Here is a 20,774-nt window from a genome sequence, read left to right as displayed (position 1 = left end):
CACGCGATTGCCGGGCTTCAGCCCAGGATCTGCGGCGTGTCCGGCAGGCCGTCCTGATCGGACCGCGCCGAGGCCGGAAAGTGCCCTTCCAGCAGGGTGGAAACCTCATCGATGGCATCGCGCAGCGCCGCCACCGGCTGGGAGGCGCGCAGGCCCTCACGCAGGTGGGTGCAGACCCGCTGCCATTGCTCGGGCGCGACCCGCCCCTGCAGGCCGCGGTCGGCGACGATCTCGATGGCATGATCGGCCAGCAGCAGGTAGATCAGCACGCCGTTATTGTGGGCGGTATCCCAGGTGCGCAGGCGAGCGAAGGCATGCTCGGCCGCCTGCCGCGGGGTCACCTTGTGCCACAGCGCGTGCAGCGGCAGATCGGCCTCGACGGCGAACATCACCTGGCCGCCATGGCGCTGCTCGCCTGCGGCGATTGCCTCGGTGATCGCCTGCAGCGTGGCCGGCGGGAACGCGCGGCGTACCGATGGCGAAAACAGATGCCTGCAGAGACGCTGGATCATCACCAGCCCCCCGACGCGCCGCCGCCGCCGGAACGGCCACCACCACCGCCCCAGCCGCCGCCACCGCCAAATCCACCACCGCCGCCGAAGCCGCCACCGCCCCAGCTGCCTCCACCCCAGCCGCCACCGCCAGCGAAACGCCCCGGATGGCCGGACAGCATCGCCACCACCAGGCCAACCACGCCGGCCAGGCCACTGGCCAGCAGTGTGGAGGTGAACAGGAAGGCAGCAACGGCCGCACCAGCACCACCCAGCAGGCCGCGCAGCGGGCGCGGCACGCGTGAGAACACGCCACGCAGGATGCTGCCGGCGAACACGCCGATGAACAACGCCAGGAACCAGGTATCGCCGCCGCCGTTGGGGGCGCGTCCCTGCTGGCTGCTGACCGGCGCCGGCAGCGGCTCGCCGTCGATGATCTTCACCAGCATCGCCGTCGCGTCGGTGATGCCACCGGCATAGTCATTGGCGCGGAAGCGTGGCACCAGGTACTCCTGGATCACCCGGTTGGCGATCGCATCGGGAATCGCGCCCTCCAGGCCATAGCCCGGTTCGATGCGCACCCGCCGATCCTCCTTGGCCACCACCAGCAGCACGCCGTCATCCACGCCCTTGCGACCGATCTGCCACTGGTCGAACACGCGGGTGGTGTACTGGGCGATATCTTCCGGCTGCGTGGTCGGCACCACCAGCACCTGCATCTGGCTGCCCTTGCGCTGCTGCAGGTCCAACGCCTGCTGCACCAGCGCCTGCTTCTGCGCGGCGTCCAGGGTGCCGGTGGTATCGACCACCGGCGAATCCAGTGCCGGGATCGGCGCCAGCGTCTGCGCCTGCACGCCCAACGGCAGCCACAACAGCAGGGCCAGCAGTGTGGCAGCCAGGCGCATCGGTCAGTGGCCCGGGGCCGGGGCGGGCTGCTGCTGCGGCGCGTTGCCGAAATCAACCGCCGGCGCGTTGGAGATCTGCGCTTCGTTTTCCACGGTGAAGTTCGGCTTGGGCTGATAGCCGAAGATCTTGGCGGTGATCAGCTGCGGGAACGAGCGGATGTAGGTGTTGTAATCCTGCACCTGCTGGATGTAGCGGCCACGGGCGACGGTGATGCGGTTCTCGGTACCTTCCAGCTGCGCCTGCAGATCGCGGAAGTTCTGGTCGGACTTCAGCACCGGGTAGTTCTCGGTGACCACCAGCAGGCGTGACAGCGCGCTGCCGAGTTCACCCTGGGCCTGCTGGAACTGCTTGAGCGAGGCTTCATCGTCGGCGTTGACGTTGATCTGGCCAACGCGCGAGCGGGCGTTGGTGACTTCGGTCAGCACGCGCTCTTCCTGGCTGGCGAAACCCTTCACGGTCTGCACCAGGTTCGGCACCAGGTCGGCGCGGCGCTTGTACTGGTTGAGCACTTCGGACCAGCTGGCCTTGACCGCTTCGTCCTTCTGCTGGATGGCGTTGTAGCCGCAGCCGGACAGCAGGGAGGCCAGCAGCAACAGGGGAATGAGGCGGGTCAGCAGGCGCATGGCCAAGGCTCCGGGTGGACTGAGCGCCGAGCATGCCATGGTCGGTGTTAACGGGCGTGTGGAGAGTGTCGACCATCGTCGGCCATCGGGCGCCGCCCCCTCCGCGGTGGTTCGTGGCTGGCTATCGGGTGGCGGCCGGGAGGGTGGGTTGGCTGGGGGACGCCGTGAATACGTCCTTGTAGGCTCGGGCGCGCCATCCTTGGCGCTTACGCCCCCAGCCAACCCACCCTCCCGGCCACGGACAATTTCCTGCGCACCGCGGGAAGATCAAAAGAAAAAAATCAAAAGCGAAAACCGATTCTTCAGACATTTGTGTCGACCAAGGTCGACACCTACCAACAGCACAGAACGCCGTCCCGACAGGTCGCGGAAATCTGTCGAAGGCGGGGTGGGTCAGCTTGCGGGGGCGTGAGCGCCATGGATGGCGCGACCGAGCTTACAGGGACGCACTTGCAGCGTCCCCCGCAAGCTGACCCACCCCGCCGTCCCACAGCAAACCCGCTTTTGACGTTGCTCTGGCTGTTGCTCCGGCCTGCGGGTGCAGGGCGCAGCCCTGCCGGAACACATCTCTCAGCAAGCCTCAGCCGCCGGCACGCGCGCACGCCCCAGCCACGCCAGCAGCAGTGCCGATGCCGCCAGCAGGCCACCGGCCACCGGAATCGCCGCGTAGCCCAGCCCAAGGCTGATCACCGCACCACCCAGCGCCGCGCCCAGTGCATTGCCGAGGTTGAACGCACCGACGTTGATCGACGACGCCAGTCCAGGCGCCTCGCTCGCCGCCTGCATCACCCGGATCTGCAGCGGCGGCACGATGGCGAAGGTCGCCGCGCCGAACAGCAACATGCCAAGCGCTGCGGTCGCGTGGCTCATGAAGGCCAGTGGCAGCACGAACATCAGCGCCGCCAGTACCGCCAGCAGGATGCGGGTCGAACCGTCCAGCGACCAGTCGGCCATGCGTCCGCCGATGCCGTTGCCAACGGTGAAACCAATACCGATCAGCGCCAGCGACAACGCGATGAAAGCGTTCGACGCGCCGGTCAGCTCGGTCAACACCGGCGCCACGTAGGTGTAGAGGGTGAACATCGCACCTGCGCCCAGCACCGTGGTCGCCATCGCCAGCAGTACCTGCGGCTGCATGATCGATTTCAGTTCACGTCGGACATCCGGGCGTGCACCCGCTGCGGAAGCCGGCAGTGCCATGGCCAAGGCGGTGATCGCCACCACGCCGAGTACGGCAGTGCCGGCAAAGGCCAGGCGCCATCCCAGCTGCTGGCCGACCCAGGTCGCCAGCGGCACGCCACCGATGTTGGCGATGGTCAGGCCCATGAACATCGTTGCCACCGCCGCCGCCTGCTTCTCCTTGGGCACCAGGCTGGCGGCGACCACCGCGCCAATGCCGAAGAACGCGCCGTGATTGAGGCTGGCCACCAGCCGCGACAGCAACAGCAGGCCGTAGTTCGGGGCCAGCGCCGACAGCACGTTGCCGACCACGAAGATCGACATCAGCAGCATCAGCGCGGTGCGCTTGCCGAAGCGTCCCATCAGCAGGGTCATCACCGGTGCGCCCAGCATCACCCCCACCGCGTAGGCGGTGATCAGCATGCCGGCGGTGGGGATGCTGACCCCGACGCCGCTGGCGATGACCGGCAGCAAGCCCATCGGGGTGAACTCGGTGGTGCCAATGGCGAAGGCGCCGACGGCGAGTGCCAGCAGGGCGGCTCTGGAATTCATGGGATCCGGGGGAGGAAATCGGGAGTGCGTAGCCTGCGCGCATTGCAACGCGGGATTAAGCCTCGCCCCGGGAAAACAGTGTTGATCCAGGTTCACAAGTAGTGCAATTGCCGCTTCTGTAGAGCCGAGCCCACGCTCGGCTGGCGGCGGCAAGCGAAGCCGAGCATGGGCTCGGCTCTACAAGGCAGAACGAAGAACCCCCGGCGCTGGCCGGGGGTTCGGGGTCGTGCTTACCAGTCGCCGGCGCCCGGCACGTGGTGTTCGCGTGCGCGGCGGCGCATCAGCAGGTTCAGCCACTCCACCAGCACCGAGAAGCCCATCGCGGCGTAGATGTAGGGCTTGGGCACGTGCACGTCCAGGCCATCCAGGATCAGCACTGCACCGATCAGCAGGATGAAGGCCAGGGCCAGCATCTTCACGGTCGGGTTGGCATCGATGAAACGGCCCAGCGGGTTGGCCGCCAGCAGCATCACCGCCACCGACAGCAGGATCGCAGCGACCATCACCGGCACATGGTCGGCGATGCCGACAGCGGTGATCACCGAGTCCAGCGAGAACACGATGTCGATGATCGCGATCTGCGCGATCACGTAGCCGAACACGGCCGAGGTCTTGGTGGTGCTCGGATCCTCGTCCTCGCCACCGGAGATCATTTCCTTGATCTCCATCCAGCCCTTGATGATCAGGAACAGGCCACCGACGATCAGCACCAGGTCGCGGATGGAGATACCCATGCCGGCCACGGTGAACAGGTTCGCCTGCATGTGCGCCAGGTACGCCAGCGATACCAGCAGGCCGATACGGGTGATGCACGCCACGGCGATGCCGAGGCGGCGCGCGAACGGACGGCGCTCTTCGGGCAGCTTGCTGACGGCGATGGAGATGAACACCAGGTTGTCGATGCCGAGCACGATTTCCAGCGCGCTCAAGGTGAACAGGGTCAACCAGACATTCGGATCGGCGAGAAGCTCAAGGGACATGGGAAGTCTTCAACAAGGGGGGAGGAAGAAGGATCAGCCGACGCTGGCCGGGAACAATCGCGGCACCAGCACCAGGGCCCAGCACAGCAGCACGTTCATCATCAGCACGAACACTGCCGCCGAGCCCATGTCCTTGGCGCGGCCGGCCAGTTCGTGGATTTCCGCGCCATAGCGCTCGATCACCGCCTCGATGGCCGAGTTGGCCAGCTCCATCGCCAGCACCAGCAGCATCGAGCCGATCATCAGCGCGCGCTCCACCGGTGTCTGGCCCAACCAGATCGCCAGCGGCGTCAGCAGCACCAGCAGGTAGACCTCCAGCCGGAACGAGGACTCATGCAGCCAGGCGGCTCGCAGACCCTGCCAGGACCAGCGGGCGGCCTGGAAGATACGGCGCGGGCCGCGGGGCATGTGGCCGAACTGATCAGCCACGGGTGAAGGATCCAGCAACAGGGGCGCGGCGCAGCGACCGCTCAGACGCACGGCAGGGAATCATGGGTGCACAGGGATAGGCAGACAGCCCCCATTTTGCCACAAGGGCGGCAAGGGCACTCCGGACGCGCCGCCGCGAGGCCCCGCGAACGGCCCTGCGCGGCCAAGCGCGGGGCCCGACCAGCTTCTATGATGGATGCCCCCTGCCCTGCCGGAGTGCCTGATGACCCGTCCCCGCACCTGCCTGATCCTGCTTGGCCTGCTGGCCGTGCCGCTGGCCCAGGCCCTGAGCCCGCCGGCGCCGCCGCAGGTACCCGCGCAGGTCTCCAACGTGGCCTGGGCCGCCGACATGGCGTCCTTCGCCAGTGCCGACCGGACCAATCCGCCGCCGCGCGGCGGCATCGAATTCATTGGCAGCTCATCCTTCCGCATGTGGGACAGCCTGGCCCAGGACTTCCCGGGGCAGCCGGTGTTCAACCGCGGCTTCGGTGGTTCGGAAGTACGCGACAGCACCTGGTATGCCGGCCAGGCCATCGTGCCGTACGCGCCGTGCAAGGTGTTCTTCTACGCCGGCGACAACGACCTCAACAGCGGCCGCAGCGCGACCCAGGTACGCGACGATGTGGTGGCCTTCGTGCAGCGCGTGCATCGCGACCTGCCGAAGACGAAGGTGGAATACGTCTCCATCAAGCCCAGCCCGTCGCGGGCGCACCTGCTGCCGGCGATCAACGACGCCAACGCGAAGATCAAGGCTGCGCTGGCGAAGCTGCCCAACACCGGCTACACCGACATCTACACACCGATGCTCGGGGCCGATGGGCAGCCCGATGCCGCGTTGTTCCGCGAGGACATGCTGCACATGACCCCGGCCGGCTATGCGATCTGGACCAAGGCGCTGGCGCCGAAGGTCAACTGCAACTGAGTGATGCTGGGGTTGCCCGCCAGCGGCCGGCACTACCGGGGACGCTTCATCCACGCATGGCGAGGATCTACGTGTCGACCAAGGTCGACACCTACCAACAGCAGCGGGAACCTGTCGAAGGCGGGGCGCTGTGGGTTTGCGGGGTGTGAGCCGCATGGATGCGGCGACCAAGCCCCCATGGGTGAGGGCGCTTTGCTTGCGAAGCACTGCTTCGCAAGCGCCCGAACGCCCAGCCGCCAGCGGCTGGGCCGGCCTGGGGGTTCACGGCGGCCCCGCACACCCACAGCGCCCCGCCATCCCACGGAACGCCCGCTGTCGCTGTTGCTGTTGAGGTTGCCGGCCAGCGGCCGGCACTACCGCGGGTGCCGGGCGCCGCCCGGCCCTCAGCGGAAAACCACCGTCGCCTCGGTGCCCTTGCCCAGCTCGCTGGCCAAGGTGACCTTCCAGCCAAAGCGGTCACACAGGCGACGCACGATCGACAACCCCAGGCCCGTACCCTGCGGTCGGCTGGGATCAGCGCGATAGAACGGCTCGAACGCACGCGACAGCGCGTCTGCCGACATGCCGATGCCGGTATCGCTTACCACCACCCGGTCGTTGTGCACGTGCACGTCGATGCGACCTTCGTCGGTATAACTGCAGGCATTGCGCACCAGGTTGCTGACCACTACCTGCAGCACCCTCGGCGGTGCGTGCAGCTGCACGGCCGCATCGCTGTGCAGGTGCACCGCGAGCGGCCGGCCCACCAGCAGCTCATTGGCGTTGTCCACTTCGTAGCGGACGATGTCGTTGACGTCGAACAGTTCCACCTGCGGCTCGACGTCGGCCTCGCGGGCCAGGATCAGGAACGCATCGATCACCGCTTCCATGTCCCGCCCGGCACGCTGGATGCGCTGCAGGCTGCGGCGCAGGCGCGGCTCCAGGCTTTCATCGCCCAGCGCCATGTCGCTGGCCACCCGGATGACGGTCAGCGGCGTGCGCAGTTCATGGCTGGCATCACGGGTGAAGTTGCGCTCGCGGGCCACGTGCGCAGTGACCCGGTTGGCCAGCGAATGCAGCGCCGCTGCCAGTTGCCGGGTCTCGCCCTGCATGTCCGCGGGCAGCTTGTTCGGCTCCAGATCGGCCGCTTCCGGATGACCCGGATCCCAGCGCGAGACGCGGCGCGCCAGCCAGTTCACCGGTGATACCAGGCGTTTGGAGGCACGGTAGGTGATCCAGGAGGCGCCATACACCGCCAGCAGGGTCAGCAGCACCGGCACGATGCCGAACCAGAACGCCAGCATCTCCGCGCGCGAGCGCAGGAACACCAGGTACAGGCGGCCCTCTTCGCGGGCGTCGACCAGCACCAGCTGATCATCGTCGGGCAGTTCGTGGAAACCCGGTTCCAACGTGCGCAGGTTGGCGGGCAGTGACAGGCTGGACTGCCCGCGTTCCAGCAGGTAGCCACGGATGTTCTGGGTATTGGGCGGCGGCTGCACGGGCGACGCCTCGTGCAGCGTCCAGTAGTACGCCGCTTCTTCGCGCAGGGCTGCACCGACCAGGCTGTGCTTGATCACCAGCGAAACCAGCCAGGCACCCAGCAGGATACCCAGGCTGGCCAGCACGGCTTGCAGGATGAAGGCGATACGGATCTTGCGCGGCAGGCCGTGCGGCATTGCGGTGTCCCGGTCAGAGCGCTGCGATTATAGGCAGCGCGCTGTGCCGTGATCGTGCATGGACGATGACGACCGGGCATCCGGAACGTTCACCTTTTCCCTGCCGACCACGGCCGTGCCGGTTCTGCTGCACCACCGGCACGACGTCGATCAGGCCATCGGCTGGGCGATATCGGCAATGCGATAGCCCGCGCTCTGCACGGTGTGCAGCAGCGGCCGGTCGAACGGCTTGTCGATGATCTTGCGCAGGTTGTACAGGTGGCTGCGCAACGTGTCCGAATCAGGCAGGCCGTTGCCCCAGATTTCGCGCTCGATTTCCTGGCGGGTGACCACACGCGGCGATTCGCGCATCAGGATGGTCAACAGGCGCAGGCCGATCGGCGACAGCTGCAGCTCGGTGCCGGCACGCGTGGCACGCATGCTGACCGGATCGAGCACCAGGTCTGCGACCTTGAGCACTTCCGAACCGACCTGGCGACGTTCACGGCGGATCAGCGCGCGCAGGCGGGCTTCCAGTTCCTGGATCGCGAACGGCTTGGTCAGGTAATCGTCGGCACCGAAACCGAGGCCGGTGAGCTTGTCATCCAGCGTGTCGCGCGCGGTCAGCATCAGCACCGGGGTCGACTTGCGCGCATCGTTGCGCAGCCGGCGGCACACTTCGATGCCATCCAGCCGCGGCAGCATCAGGTCCAGCACGACCACGTCGTAGCTGTTCTCGGCAGCCAGACGGTAGCCGTCCAGGCCATCCTGCGCATAGTCCACCTCGAAGCCACGGCCTTCCAGGTATTCACCGATCATCTCGGAGATATTGCGGTTGTCTTCGACCACCAGCACCAAGCCGGAAGTCTCCTTCGTCTGACGCATGAGAATCCCTCTTTCTTCAGCTTTGTGAAACATGCCCGATCGACGGTGCACGCGATGTGAAGTTGCGTCAATGAAAAGAAGATGGCGTGCTCACAGCAGTGGTTTCAGCAGCGGCCATACGTTGTCCAGCACTTTCGGCTGCGCCTGCGCGGTGGGGTGCAGGCCATCGGCCTGCATCAAGCCCGGCTGCAGGGCCACGCCTTCCAGCAGGAACGGCAGCAACGGCACCTTGTACTGTGTAGCCAGTGTCCGGTACGCCGCCGCCAAGCGCTGGCGGTAGCCCGGCCCATAGTTGGGCGGTACGTCGATGCCCAGCAGCAGCACCTTGGCACCGGCCTTCTGGCTGGCCTGCACCATTTTTTCCAGGTTGCCCTGCACCTGCGCCGGAGTCAGGCCGCGCAGCGCATCGTTGCCCCCGAGGGCGATCACCACCACCGTAGGCTTCTCGCGGCCGAGCAGGCCTGGCAGGCGGGTCAGCGCGCCGGCAGTGGTTTCCCCGCTCATGCTGGCGTTGACGATGCGCGGCGGGGTTTTCGACTGCTGCCTGACCCGCTGCTGCAGCAGGCTGACCCAGCCTGCATCGGCCGGGATATTGTGGGCGGCACTGAGGCTGTCACCGAGCACCAGCACGGTACCGGTGGCCGGACCTTTGGCACACGCCAGTGCCGGCAACAGCAGCAACCCTAGCAACAGCACCATCATTGCGCCGGCTTGCCGGCTCCATCCCGTCTTGTGCATTGGAGTCTCCTCATCGACAGCCTGTCCCCCCGCAGCGCGCCCGTCGCCATCGCCGTCGACCAGGTCGGCAAATCCGTGCATGGCCCGGAGGGTGAAGTCCACATACTGGACAACATCACCCTGACCGTCCATGAAGGCACCAGCGTGGCCATCGTCGGCGCCTCCGGTTCCGGCAAGACCACCCTGCTCGGCCTGCTGGCCGGGCTGGACCTGCCCAGCCGCGGCCGCATCGCGCTGGCGGGCCAGGATCTGACGGCGTTGGATGAAGAAGCGCGGGCACAGCTGCGCGCCCGCGACGTCGGCTTCGTGTTCCAGAGCTTTCACCTGCTGCCGGCGCTGACGGCGGCCGAGAACATCGCGCTGCCACTGGAACTGGCGGGTCGCGAGGACCGCACGCGGGTGGATGAGGTGCTGGCTGCGGTCGGACTCTCGCATCGCGCCCGCCACTATCCGCGGCAGTTGTCCGGCGGCGAGCAGCAGCGTGTCGCCCTCGCCCGTGCCTTCGTCAGCCGCCCGCGCATCCTGTTCGCCGATGAGCCCACCGGCTCGCTGGACCAGGCTACCGGCCAGCACATCAGCGATCTGCTGTTCGAACTCAATGCCGGCAGCGGTACCACCCTGGTGCTGGTCACCCACGACCTGCGCCTGGCGCAGCGCTGCCAGTACATCCATCGCATCGACAACGGCCGCCTGCAGCCGGTGGAACATGGAGTGGACGCATGAACCTGCTGCGGCATGCGTGGCGCGCGCTGCGCCGCGAAGCCCTGGCCGGTGACCTGCTGACCGTCTTCGCCGCCCTGGTACTGGGCGTGGCGGTGATGACGGCGGTGGGCACGCTGGTCAACCGGGTCAACCTGGCACTGACCGGCAGCGCGGCGGAAATGCTCGGCGGCGACCTCGGCGTGGCCGGGCGCGACGACCCGCCTGCCGCGTTCGCCGACGAGGCGCAGCGACGCGGCCTGGCGCACACGCGGCTGGCCAGCTTCGGCAGCGTGCTGTTCCAGGGCGACGCCAGCCAGATGGCCAGCATCAAGGCGGTGGAAGCAGGCTACCCGCTGCGTGGCGCGCTGCGCGTGCGCGCCACGCCGGGCGGCACGCTGATCGCCGATGCCGGCATGCCGGCCAAGGGCCAGGCCTATGCCGATCCACGCCTGCTGCAGGCGCTGGGCCTGAAGGCCGGCGACGATCTGGAATTCGGTGCGGGCACGCTGCGCATCGCCGGCATCATCGAATCGGAACCGGATGCCGGTGGCGACCTGCTGACGCTGTCGCCGACCCTGCTGGTCAACCGCGCCGATGTGGAAGGCACCGGCCTGCTCGGCCCCGGCAGCCGCATCAACTACCGGCTGATGTTCGCGGGCACCGCCACCGATATCGCGGCCTTCCGGCAATGGTTGCTGCCGCAGGTAAAAGGCATGCGCCTGCTCAGCGTGAACGATACCCAGCGCGGGGTGCGCCAGGCCTTCGACCTGGCCGGTCGTTTCCTCGGCCTGAGCGCACTGCTGGCGGTACTGCTGGCCGGCGTGGCCACCGCACTGGCGGCCAACCGGTTCGCCCTGCGTCGCATCGACCAGGTGGCGATCCTGCGCTGCCTGGGCGCACGCCAGCGCGACATCCTCGCTGGCCTGGCCCTGCAGCTGCTGATGCTGGCCGTGCCGGCCTGTGCGATCGGCATCGGCCTGGGCATGGCGGCGCAGGAAGGACTGGTGCAGGTACTGGGCAGCCTGGTGCCGCAACGCCTGCCGTTGCCCGAAGCGATGCCTGCGCTGACCGGCGCGGGGATCGGCCTGTTGCTGCTGTTCGGCTTCGGACTGCCGCCGCTGCTGCGCCTGCGTGGCGTGCCGCCCATGCGTGTGCTCAACCGCTCGTTCGCCGCCTTGCCGCCGGCTTCGCTGCTGGCCTATGTGGCCGCACTGGCGGCCAGCCTGGTACTGGCGGTGCAGGTCACCGGCGACCTGAAGCTGGCCCTGTGGGTGCTGGGTGGCCTGGCCGGGCTGGCGGTCGCCGCAGGCGTGGTTGGGTTCCTGCTGCTGCAGCTGCTGCGTGGCCTGCAGCATCGTCTGCACGGCAACTGGCGATTGGGCCTGGCCGCGCTGACGCGGCGGCGGATGCTGGCAGTGATGCAGCTGGTGGGGCTGTCACTGTCGCTGTGCGCCCTGCTGCTGCTGGCGGTGATCGGCCCCGGCCTGCTGCAGCAGTGGCGCGAGCGCCTGCCCGCGGACACGCCGAACTACTTCCTGATCAACATCCAGCCCGAGCAGCGCGACAGCGTGCTGGCCGCATTGCAAGGCCTGGGTGCGGATGATGCCAGCATCGAACCGATGGCCACCGGCCGCCTGATCGCAATCAACGGCAAACCACCGCTGCGGGTGGACCGCACGCCGGCCGACGACAGTCAGCCGCAGGGCGAAGGACAGCGCGACGACGATGACGAGAACCGTCCGTTGAACTTCAGCTGGCGCAGCACGTTCCCGCCGGCCAATACGCTGGTCAACGGCACGTTCTGGAAGCCGGACAGCACCGCTGCCGAGGCCTCCGTGGAGATCGGCTGGGCCAAGCGCTACGGCGTGTACCCGGGTGATCGCATCACCATTGCGGTGGGCGAGCAGGAGCGCGAGTTCAACGTCACCAGCGTGCGCAAGGCCGACTGGAACACCTTCCGGCCGAACTTCTTCGTGCTGCTGAACCCGAACGCAGTGGGCGATACACCGCACAACCTGCTGTCGGCGTTCCATCTGCCGGCGGGACAGGCCGCGGGTCTCGGGGCACTGGTGCGTGCGCAGCCGAACCTGTCGCTGCTGGACGTGGATGCAGTGATCTCGCAGGTGCGCGATGTGATGGAACGGGTAGCGCAGGCGGTGCAGCTGGTGATGGTGTTCAGCCTGCTGGCTGGCGTGCTGGTGCTGCTGGCGGCACTGCAGGCGACGGCTGGCGAGCGCCGCTATGACAGCGCGGTGCTGCGTACGCTGGGTGCAACGCGGCGCCAGCTGCGTGGCGCGGTGCTGGTCGAGTTCGGTGCGCTGGGCGCGTTGGCTGCGCTGCTGGCGGTGGGCGCGGCAGCGGTGATCGGCGTGGCGGTGTCGCAGAAGGTGTTCGAACTGCCGCTGCTGCCGCCGTGGCCGGGTCTGGTGTTGGGCGGCCTGCTCGGCATCGCGCTGAGCCTGCTGGCCGGCTGGTTGGGCACCCGGCGGATCCTGCACACGCCGCCGGCATTGGCATTGCGCGAGGCCTGACGCCGTTGTGAAAGCAAAGGCATCCACGCATGGCGTGGATCTACCAGCGATAGCCCCAGTAGATCCACGCTGCGCATGCCAGTAGATCCACGCCATGCGTGGATGCAGTGCCGACAGCTCCAGTAGATCCACGCCAAGCGTGGATGCAGTGCCGACAGCTCAAGTAGATCCACGCCATGCGTGGATGCAGTGCCGATGATCCCGGTAGATCCACGCCATGCGCGGATGCCGGGTGCAATCACCACCGGAGAGCGTGCCGAGCAAGCTCGGCACCCACCAGAGCAGTGCACGTCCGACACCGGCCGCAGTGATCAACCTTCCTTCGGCGCCTTTTCCACGTACTTGGCGAAGACTTCGTCGATCTGCTTGTCCTTCACCTTCTTGCCGGCCTGCACGTCCTCGGCCTGGGTGAACAACGGGATGATCATCGCCATGCCGTCGAGCTTGGTCTTCAGGTGCACGCCCGGGGCCTGGGCCAGGAAGCCGTCCCAACGCTGGCGCACCTTGCTCCAGTAACCGGCAGTGGCCTTCCAGTAATCGCGCGCCGGAGTGAAGTCGACCTCGGTGGTCCTGATGTAATCGTTGAAGCCGAATTCGCGGGCGATTTCGATCTGGCTGCCATCCGCGTTGCGCTGCACCTTGGTGTTGAACTGCTCGTGGGTCCAGCCGTTCGGGGTCAGGGTGTGGCGGTTGACCACGGCCAGCGCGTTGTAATCGCTGCGCTTGGTGTATTCGCGGCGTGGCAGCGGCCGCCAGCTGATGTCGCTGGTCCAGGTCGGCACGTTGTTGCCATAGGACCACGTGCCGGTGCCGCAGTAGCGCGGTGCATCGCTGACTTCGTACACACACTGGGTCCAGGCCCCCTTGTTGGTCGCGGCCGCGATTGTGCGTACCTGCCAGGTCTGGTCGGCGCTGAACTCGAAGCGGTTCGGCGCCTCGTACACCCAGTCCTGGCGCCAGTGCTTGGTCACGTGGCCGCTCTTGCTGTCCACCAGCAGGTGCTGCAGAACGATGCGCTTCGGGCTGTCCTCGACCACGATCACCACTTCGTTGCCGCCGCTGCGCATGGCCGGTGCGCGCTCGTAACCCGGCTTCAGCAGCACGGTCTCATCGAAGGCGAAATCCACCGTGTACTCACCCTGCATGGCCAGGATGCTGTCATGGTCGCGGGCGATGTCGGAGGGCTGCGCGCTGGCGGCGCCACTGGCGGCGAGCAGCACCATCACGCTGGCTGTCTGGAACTTCATCGGGTCTTCCTTCGGGGTTGCAGGTTTCGTGGAAAGGCCATCCTGGCCAGCAGTCGATCCATCGCAATCAGGTCACAGGCGAACCAGCGGCAGGTCGCCGGGAGCGCGCGCGGCAGGGCGGCGTGCGGCATCGGCACAACAACAGTCGTCGATCGCCAGTTCGCCTTCGGCGCCTTCCAGGCGGGCGATGCGTCGCGCGGTGGCCGCGCCGAGCGACGACAACGTGGACAGGCTGGCGGCCAGGGTCCGGCCCTCGTCGGCAGCGTGCAGGCGCAGCGTGCACAGGCGCCAGCGCTGGCCGCCGAGGTGGCCGGCCAGGCGCCGCCACAGTCGCTCGCCGACGCTGGCGTCGCTGTCGTGTTCCGGGCCTGGCGGCAGCGTCGCCACCAGCCGGTCCCAGGCCAGGAAATCACTGTCCGGCAACAGGTACAGGCGCCACACGCAGCGGCCACGTGCATCGAGGAAGCACAGGCTTTCGCGCAGGCCCTCGCTGTCCACGCCCTGGCAGGCATGCACGCGCACTGCCTGGCGCCAGCCGCCCAGCTCGTTGCCGTCGGCGTGGTACAGGCACAACACGGTGCCGAGCGTGGCCAGCTGTGCCGGGGTCGGCCAGGCCGCGCTGTGTGGCGCGGCGGTGGAGTCATTCCTGCGTGCGGACAGTGCTCGGCTCATGAGGTCACCAGGAAACGGCGAGGCTGGCGGAGAAGGTGCGGCCGGGGCTGCTGAAGCGATCGCTCAGCGCGCGGTCGGTGATCAGGCTCGGGGTGATCGAGGACCATTCGATGTAGCGCTTGTCGGCCAGGTTGAACACGCCGACGTTGAAGGTCGCGCCCGGTGCGAAGTTCCAGTGCGCCATCAGGTCCAGCACGCCATAACCTGCCGGCTGGTAGACGAACGGCGCTGGTGCGTTCGGGTTGGTCTGCGCGGCGGGCGGCGGCAGGCGCTTCTTGCGCTGCACGAAGGTACCAGCCAGTTCGACGCCCCAGCTGTCGGTGTCGTACATCAGGCCCAGCGTGCCGCGCAGCGGGTCGACCGAGGCCAGTGGTTCGTCGTCGGTCTTGTTGTCACCTCGCGACCACGCCAGCGCGCTGCGCAGTGCCCAGCCCTTCAGCGCCGGGCTGAGTTCGCCGAACTCGATGCCGGCCTTCATTTCGGCACCGTAGATGCGGGCGTCGGCGATGTTCTGCGACTGGAACACCATCAGACCCTGTGCATTGCGGCCGGTGTTGATGTTGGATTCGATGAAGTTCTTGTAGTCGTTGTAGTAGCCGCTGACGCTGACGTAGGCCGCCGGTGCGATGAAGCGCAGGCCCAGTTCGTAGCCATCGCTGGTTTCCGGCTTGAGGTCCGGGTTGGCGATGGCGGTGTAACCGAAGGCGACGTTGGTCAGGCCGATGTTGACGTCGTTGTACGGCGGCGAGCGGAAGCCACGTGCGTAGCCGGCAAACAGCGACCACTGGTCGTCGAAGCGCCAGACCATGCCCAGCTTTGGCGACACGCTGGTCTTCTTCAGCTGCGCCACGGCCGTGGTTGGATTGTCCTCGGCAAAGATGCTGTCCACTTCCGGCTTCAGCTCGTAGCGATCGACGCGCACGCCCGGCACCAGCGACAGCCGGCCATCGGCAAAGCGCATCTCGTCCTGGGCGTACAGACCCAGTTCGGTGGTCTTGCTGATCGGGAAGTCACGCACCGGGAACACATCGGGGACGATGGCCTTGCTGACCACGCCGGCCTTGCTGACCTGGTAGCCGTCGCGCTTCTGGCGGATTTCGGTACGGGTGCCTTCGAGGCCGTACGTCAGCGCGTGCTCGACCGCGCCGGTGCTGAAGGCCTTGTTGAACTGCGCCTGCAGGCCATAGGCATGCTGGTCGAAGGAGAAAACGCGGTGGCGGCGGCTGCCGTCGGTGCGGGTCTCGTCGGTCTGCTGCCGGGTTTCGCTGTTCTGCGCGTACACCTGCCAGTGCATGCTGTCGGCGAACGGCTGGTCCAGCGCATCCATCTCGTGGGCGAACGACACACGACCCCGCTTCTGCGTGTCGTGCGCCTTCATGCCGGTGGCCGAGTTGAGGCCGACCGATGACAGTACGTTGGTGTCGGTGGTGTCTTCGTTGCCTTCCACCGTCAAGCGGAAGCGCTGGTCCGCGCTCGGCGCGTAGACCAGCTTGCTGAGCAGACTGCGACCGTCGCGGTCCTGCGGGTTGGCGGCAGTGCGGGTGCGGTCGTCGCTGCGCACCGTGCCCTTGTTGTCCGTTTCCTGGCCTTGGTGGTGGTTGACGTTGACCAGGCCGCTCCAGTGCTCGCCACCAAAGGCAGCAGTGGCACCGCCAAGCAGGCCCTTCCACTCACCGTCGTAGCCGAATTTCAAGCCGAAGTAGCTGTCCTTGCCGTCCTTCAGGTAATCGGCCGGATCCTTGGTGACGAACGCGACCACGCCACCGAGCGCGTCCGAGCCGTACAGCGAGCTGGCCGGTCCGCGCACGATCTCCACGCGCTTGAGCGTGTCGAGGTCGGTGAAGTTGCGATTGGCGCTGGAGAACGCGCCGATGTCGAAGCGGGTCGGCATCACGATGCCGTCGGTCTGGATGCGCACGCGGTTGCCGTCCAGGCCACGGATGCGGAAACCGTCGAGGCCAAAGCGGGTGGCATTGCGGGTGACCGACAAGCCCGGCTCGTAGCGCACCAGATCCTTGATGTCCTGCACCAGCTGCCGGTCCATCTGCTCGCGGTCGATCACATCGACGGTGGCCGCGACATCGCTCACTGCCCGCTCGGTGCGGGTGGCGGTGACCTGCACCCGATCGAACTCGCGCGCGTCGGGCGCGGCATCGGCAGCAGCATGGGCGGACAGCGGCAGGGCCATCCACAGGGCAATGGAAAGGGCGGTCGGGCGGGTCATCGGCATCATTCGGTCAGGCAGGGGAACCCCCGGCCACCGCCACACCAAGCAGGCATGAACGGTAGACCGAGGGGGAGAGAGCAGGAGCGGACGGGTCGCCCACCCTGTCGGCGCTGCCGGCAGGAGGGAGGGAGGCGGGCGACCAGACCGCGTTACTTGGTCAGGATCAGCTTGTCGTTGCTGGTATGACGCAGACGGTAGAAACGGTCACCGTGCTGGATCAGGATTTCACGACGGCCCTTGAGCAGGGCTTCGCTGTCGATGACCTCTTCCGGCGGCACGACACGAACCGGGCGGTCGCGGAGGGTCAGCGTTTCGGGGCGCAGCAGTACAGGTTGAGCATTCATGAGCATCTGGACTCGTGCGAGGGACGAGTTAAATGATAATGATTCTCAGTTGACAATCAACAATCATTCTCAACTTAATTGATGGAATTAATGATCGAAATTTGAATTTCGATAGTCTTTGTCTATTGCAATAAGCGCAATTGGGCGCGGTAAGGTCGCCCGAGCGTGGGCTCGGCCCTACAACCTGTCCTCGGCCCTCAGGCGAATACGGCTTCCACCTGTGCCCAGCCGGCGTCGTCCACCTGCGCCAGCACGTCCAGTGCCTGCAGGTTCTGCAGCAGCTGGCTGACCCGGCTGGCGCCGAGGATCACACTGGAGACGTTCGGATTGCGCAGGCACCAGGCGATCGCCAGGCTGGCCGGGGCGTGGCCCAGGTCGCGCGCCACTGCACTGAAGCGACGCACCCGGGCCAGGCGCGCATCGGCGTTGTCGCCCAGCACCAGGTCCTGCAGCCAGCCCATGCCTTCGCGGCCCAGACGCGCATCGGCCGGGACGCCGTCGTCGTACTTGCCGCTCAGCAGGCCCGAGGCCAGCGGCGAGAAGATCGTGGTGCCCAGCCCGGCAGTGGCATACAGCGGCGCGTACTCCACTTCCACCCGCTCACGATGCAGCAGGTTGTACTGCGGCTGCTCCATCGACGGTGCCTGCAGGTTGTGGCGCGCGGCGATGTCCACTGCTTCCTGGATCTGGTTGGCCGACCATTCCGACGTGCCCCAGTACAGCACCTTGCCCTGTCGGACCAGGGTGTCCATGGCATGCACCGTTTCAGCGATCGGGGCGTCCGGATCCGGACGATGACAGTAATAAAGGTCCAGGTACTCCACCCGCAGGCGCTTGAGCGCAGCATGGCAGGCGTCGGTCACATGCTTGCGCGACAGGCCGCGCTGGGTCGGCCGCGGGTCCTGGGCACTGCCGAAGAACACCTTGCTGGAGACGCAGAAACCATCGCGCGGCAGGCGCAGGTCGGCCATCACATCGCCCATCACCTGCTCGGCGCGGCCGTTGGCATAGCCCTCGGCGTTGTCGAAGAAGTTGATGCCATGGTCCCAGGCCGCCGCCACCAGGTTGCGTGCCTCATCGCGCGGCACCTGGTCACCGAAGGTCACCCAGGCGCCGAAGGACAGGGCGGAAATCGGCAGGCCGGTGGAGCCAAGGCGACGGTAGAGCATGCGATTCTCCTGCTGCGGGCCCGCATACGGGCCGGGATCAAGCCACCATTCTACCTGTCCCGGCAGGCGCAACCCCTTGCTGTTGCTGGCCTGATCGGAGCCGATGGCCGCGCGCAGACCGCTTTTCCTTGCTCCGGCCCCTGCCCTGCACTAGGCTTCCCGTTTTTCGCGACGCCCCAGGGGAGTCACTCAGATGGTCGAAGGTTTGGGCAGGATCGGCTTCGGCCTGTTCGGTTTGGCGGTGCTGATCGGCATCACCTGGCTGTTTTCCAACAACAAGCGCGCGGTGGACTGGAAGCTGGTCGCCACCGGCATCTCCCTGCAGATCGCATTTGCGGCACTGGTGATCCTGGTACCGGGCGGGCGCGACGTATTCGATGCGCTGGGCCAGGGCTTCGTGAAAGTGCTGAGCTTCGTCAACGAAGGTTCGAAGTTCATCTTCGGCTCGTTGATGGACGTCAAGAACTACGGTTTCATCTTCGCCTTCCAGGTGCTGCCGACGATCATCTTCTTCTCGGCGCTGATGGGGGTCATGTACCACCTCAATGTCATGCAGGCGATCGTGCGGGTGATGGCCTGGTCGATCACCAAGGTGATGCGCGTGTCCGGTGCGGAAACCACCAGCGTCTGCGCCAGCGTGTTCATCGGCCAGACCGAGGCCCCGCTGACGGTGCGTCCGTACATCGCCAAGATGACCCAGTCCGAGCTGCTGACGATGATGATCGGCGGCATGGCCCATATCGCCGGCGGCGTGCTTGCCGCGTACGTGGGCATGCTGGGCGGTGGCGATCCGGTGCAGCAGGCGTTCTACGCCAAGCATCTGCTGGCGGCCAGCATCATGGCGGCCCCGGCCACCCTGGTCGTGGCCAAGCTGCTGATTCCGGAAACCGGCACCCCGCTGACCCGCGGCACGGTCAAGATGGAAGTGGAGAAGACCTCCAGCAACATCATCGACGCGGCTGCGGCCGGCGCCGGTGACGGCCTGAAGCTGGCACTGAACATCGGTGCGATGCTGCTGGCCTTCATCGCCCTGATCGCGCTGCTCAATGCGCCGCTGACCTGGCTCGGTGAAGTTACCGGCCTGGCGGCTGCGATCGGCAAGCCGACCGACCTGTCGACCATCTTCGGCTACGTGCTGGCACCGATCGCCTGGGTGATCGGCACTCCGTGGGCCGATGCCACTACCGTGGGTTCGCTGATCGGCCAGAAGGTCGTGATCAACGAGTTCGTCGCCTACACCGAACTGTCGAAGATCGTGAATGGCCAGGTGCCGGGCATGAGCCTGTCCGAAGAAGGTCGCCTGATCGCCACCTACGCCCTGTGCGGCTTCGCCAATTTCAGTTCGATCGCGATCCAGATCGGCGGCATCGGCGGGTTGGCACCGGAACGTCGCCACGACCTGGCCAAGTTCGGCCTGCGCGCGGTGCTGGGCGGTACCATCGCAACCTTCATGACGGCTACCATCGCCGGCGTGCTGACGCATTTCAGCTGAACCCTTGTTTGAGAAAAGATTCCCTATGAGCAGCAGTGTCGTTGTCGTCGGTTCCTTCAATGTCGATCACGTGTGGCGGTGCGAGTCGCTGCCGGCACCGGGTGCGACCATTGCCGGCCGCTACAGCACCGGTCCGGGTGGCAAGGGCTTCAACCAGGCCGTTGCCGCCTGCCGTGCCGGCGCTGACACCAGCTTCCTGTGTGCGCTGGGCGACGATGCGGGTGGTGCCACCGCCCGTGACCTGGCCGCGCAGGATGGTTTCGCACTGATCGCCGAAGCCAGCAGCGAGCCGACCGGCACCGCCGGCATCTATGTCGATGCCCGTGGCCGCAACACCATCGTCATCGGCCCGGGTGCCAACGCGGCGCTGAGCACCGACTTCGTGCAGCAACAGCAGGCCCTGCTGACCAGCGCCAAGGTGGTGCTGGTGCAGCTGGAATCGCCGGTGCAGACCATCGAAGCGGCACTGGCCGTGGCCCGTGAGGCGGGTGTCACCACCGTTCTCAACGCCGCCCCGGCTGATGCCCCGTCGAGCATCGGCCTGCTCAAGCTGGCCGATGTGATCACCCCGAACGAAACCGAGTTCGCCGCCCTGCTCGGCCGTCATGTCGGCGAGCGCGTGGATGCCAACGACGTTGCCGCGCTGGACGGCGCCAGCCTGCATGCGCTGTGCCGCAAGCTGGTCGGCAACGGCACGGTGGTGGTGACCCTGGGTTCGGTGGGCGTGTTTGTGTCGCATGCCGACGAGCACCTGCGTGGTGACACCCAGCCGTATTACCGCGTGGGTGCCGAACAGGTGCAGGCGATCGACACCACCGGTGCCGGCGACGCCTTCAACGGTGCGCTGGTGGCCTCGATCGCCCAGGTGCCGGACGCTCCGTTCGCCCGCCACGTGCGCTTCGCCAACCAGTTCGCCGGTCGTTCGACCGAGAAGGAAGGCGCGGCCGCGGCAATGCCGCGCTTCACCCCGGCCGACGCCGAAGTGAAATAACGCCACATCCCCGCGGGGATGATGATCGGGCCCGGGCATGCAGATGCCCGGGCCTTTTCA

19 protein-coding genes are annotated in these 20,774 nt (G+C 66.9%); 5 read left to right on the top strand and 14 right to left on the bottom strand.

Translation table 11 applies throughout. The features are described from left to right. Positions 1-17: 17 nt before the first annotated feature. From QOL57_RS18910 to QOL57_RS18885, 6 genes are all read right to left on the bottom strand, one after another. Positions 18-512 carry a TPM domain-containing protein gene (locus QOL57_RS18910; RefSeq protein ID WP_089238859.1) on the bottom strand — a complete coding sequence of 165 codons (495 nt, stop codon included), beginning with the start codon at positions 510-512 and terminating at the stop codon, positions 18-20. Next, the gene (locus QOL57_RS18905; protein ID WP_089238857.1) at positions 512-1,396 is read right to left on the bottom strand and encodes a TPM domain-containing protein; all 885 of its coding nucleotides are present in this window, start codon (positions 1,394-1,396) and stop codon (positions 512-514) included. The genes QOL57_RS18910 and QOL57_RS18905 overlap by 1 nt, the downstream gene beginning before the upstream one ends. Positions 1,397-1,399: 3 nt before the next feature. Continuing rightward, positions 1,400-2,020 carry a LemA family protein gene (locus QOL57_RS18900; RefSeq protein WP_025877902.1) on the bottom strand — a complete coding sequence of 207 codons (621 nt, stop codon included), beginning with the start codon at positions 2,018-2,020 and terminating at the stop codon, positions 1,400-1,402. Between the two features lie 570 nt (positions 2,021-2,590). Continuing rightward, positions 2,591-3,751 carry an MFS transporter gene (locus tag QOL57_RS18895; RefSeq protein WP_089238855.1) on the bottom strand — a complete coding sequence of 387 codons (1,161 nt, stop codon included), beginning with the start codon at positions 3,749-3,751 and terminating at the stop codon, positions 2,591-2,593. Between the two features lie 230 nt (positions 3,752-3,981). Next, on the bottom strand, positions 3,982-4,731 hold the full coding sequence (locus QOL57_RS18890) for a TerC family protein (RefSeq protein WP_089238853.1): 750 nt from the start codon (positions 4,729-4,731) through the stop codon (positions 3,982-3,984). A gap of 33 nt (positions 4,732-4,764) precedes the next feature. Further along, entirely contained in the window at positions 4,765-5,160 is a 396-nt protein-coding gene (locus tag QOL57_RS18885; protein ID WP_025877898.1) for a diacylglycerol kinase, read from the bottom strand. Between the two features lie 223 nt (positions 5,161-5,383). Here QOL57_RS18885 and QOL57_RS18880 point away from each other — a divergent pair, with 223 nt between their 5' ends. Then, positions 5,384-6,082 carry an SGNH/GDSL hydrolase family protein gene (locus QOL57_RS18880; RefSeq protein WP_089238849.1) on the top strand — a complete coding sequence of 233 codons (699 nt, stop codon included), beginning with the start codon at positions 5,384-5,386 and terminating at the stop codon, positions 6,080-6,082. Between the two features lie 383 nt (positions 6,083-6,465). On the opposite strand, the gene QOL57_RS18875 is transcribed toward QOL57_RS18880, so the two are convergent. The 3 genes from QOL57_RS18875 to QOL57_RS18865 all read right to left on the bottom strand — a co-directional run bounded on the left by QOL57_RS18875 (position 6,466) and on the right by QOL57_RS18865 (position 9,339). Beyond that, positions 6,466-7,737, bottom strand: a complete 1,272-nt coding sequence (locus tag QOL57_RS18875) for a HAMP domain-containing sensor histidine kinase (protein ID WP_089238847.1) — start codon at positions 7,735-7,737, stop codon at positions 6,466-6,468. 150 nt (positions 7,738-7,887) lie between these two features. Beyond that, the gene (locus tag QOL57_RS18870; RefSeq protein ID WP_002811889.1) at positions 7,888-8,601 is read right to left on the bottom strand and encodes a response regulator transcription factor; all 714 of its coding nucleotides are present in this window, start codon (positions 8,599-8,601) and stop codon (positions 7,888-7,890) included. A 90-nt stretch (positions 8,602-8,691) separates the two neighbouring features. Next, positions 8,692-9,339, bottom strand: a complete 648-nt coding sequence (locus QOL57_RS18865) for an arylesterase (protein ID WP_089238845.1) — start codon at positions 9,337-9,339, stop codon at positions 8,692-8,694. Between the two features lie 75 nt (positions 9,340-9,414). On the opposite strand from QOL57_RS18865, the gene QOL57_RS18860 reads away from it, so the two are divergent. Then, the gene (locus QOL57_RS18860) at positions 9,415-10,062 is read left to right on the top strand and encodes an ATP-binding cassette domain-containing protein (RefSeq protein WP_059066070.1); all 648 of its coding nucleotides are present in this window, start codon (positions 9,415-9,417) and stop codon (positions 10,060-10,062) included. Further along, positions 10,059-12,572, top strand: coding sequence for an FtsX-like permease family protein (locus tag QOL57_RS18855; RefSeq protein WP_089238843.1), 2,514 nt, complete (start codon positions 10,059-10,061; stop codon positions 12,570-12,572). The genes QOL57_RS18860 and QOL57_RS18855 overlap by 4 nt, the downstream gene beginning before the upstream one ends. A gap of 311 nt (positions 12,573-12,883) precedes the next feature. Here the strand turns inward: QOL57_RS18855 and QOL57_RS18850 are convergent, their stop codons facing one another. The 5 genes from QOL57_RS18850 to QOL57_RS18830 form a co-directional block, all read right to left on the bottom strand. Continuing rightward, positions 12,884-13,819 carry a DUF6607 family protein gene (locus QOL57_RS18850; RefSeq protein WP_089238841.1) on the bottom strand — a complete coding sequence of 312 codons (936 nt, stop codon included), beginning with the start codon at positions 13,817-13,819 and terminating at the stop codon, positions 12,884-12,886. A 72-nt stretch (positions 13,820-13,891) separates the two neighbouring features. Next, a complete protein-coding gene (locus tag QOL57_RS18845; RefSeq protein WP_089238839.1) occupies positions 13,892-14,491 on the bottom strand; it encodes a Hemin transport protein in 600 nt (199 codons plus the stop codon). Positions 14,492-14,495: 4 nt separating this feature from the next. Then, the gene (locus QOL57_RS18840) at positions 14,496-16,715 is read right to left on the bottom strand and encodes a TonB-dependent hemoglobin/transferrin/lactoferrin family receptor (RefSeq protein WP_280521849.1); all 2,220 of its coding nucleotides are present in this window, start codon (positions 16,713-16,715) and stop codon (positions 14,496-14,498) included. Between the two features lie 152 nt (positions 16,716-16,867). Further along, positions 16,868-17,062, bottom strand: a complete 195-nt coding sequence (locus QOL57_RS18835; RefSeq protein ID WP_005412278.1) for a hemin uptake protein HemP — start codon at positions 17,060-17,062, stop codon at positions 16,868-16,870. Positions 17,063-17,259: 197 nt separating this feature from the next. Continuing rightward, positions 17,260-18,231 carry an aldo/keto reductase gene (locus QOL57_RS18830; RefSeq protein WP_089238837.1) on the bottom strand — a complete coding sequence of 324 codons (972 nt, stop codon included), beginning with the start codon at positions 18,229-18,231 and terminating at the stop codon, positions 17,260-17,262. A gap of 193 nt (positions 18,232-18,424) precedes the next feature. Between QOL57_RS18830 and QOL57_RS18825 the strand changes: the two genes are divergently transcribed. Both QOL57_RS18825 and QOL57_RS18820 read left to right on the top strand, forming a co-directional pair. After that, complete coding sequence (locus tag QOL57_RS18825; RefSeq protein ID WP_089238835.1) at positions 18,425-19,723, top strand: nucleoside transporter C-terminal domain-containing protein; 1,299 nt, start codon at positions 18,425-18,427, stop codon at positions 19,721-19,723. A gap of 25 nt (positions 19,724-19,748) precedes the next feature. Continuing rightward, on the top strand, positions 19,749-20,714 hold the full coding sequence (locus tag QOL57_RS18820) for a ribokinase (RefSeq protein WP_089238833.1): 966 nt from the start codon (positions 19,749-19,751) through the stop codon (positions 20,712-20,714). Positions 20,715-20,774 lie beyond the last annotated feature (60 nt).

The sequence above is a fragment of the Stenotrophomonas sp. yr243 genome (genome assembly GCF_900184195.1).
Classification (GTDB): domain Bacteria; phylum Pseudomonadota; class Gammaproteobacteria; order Xanthomonadales; family Xanthomonadaceae; genus Stenotrophomonas; species Stenotrophomonas lactitubi.
This window is presented reverse-complemented; position numbering and strand designations above follow the sequence as displayed.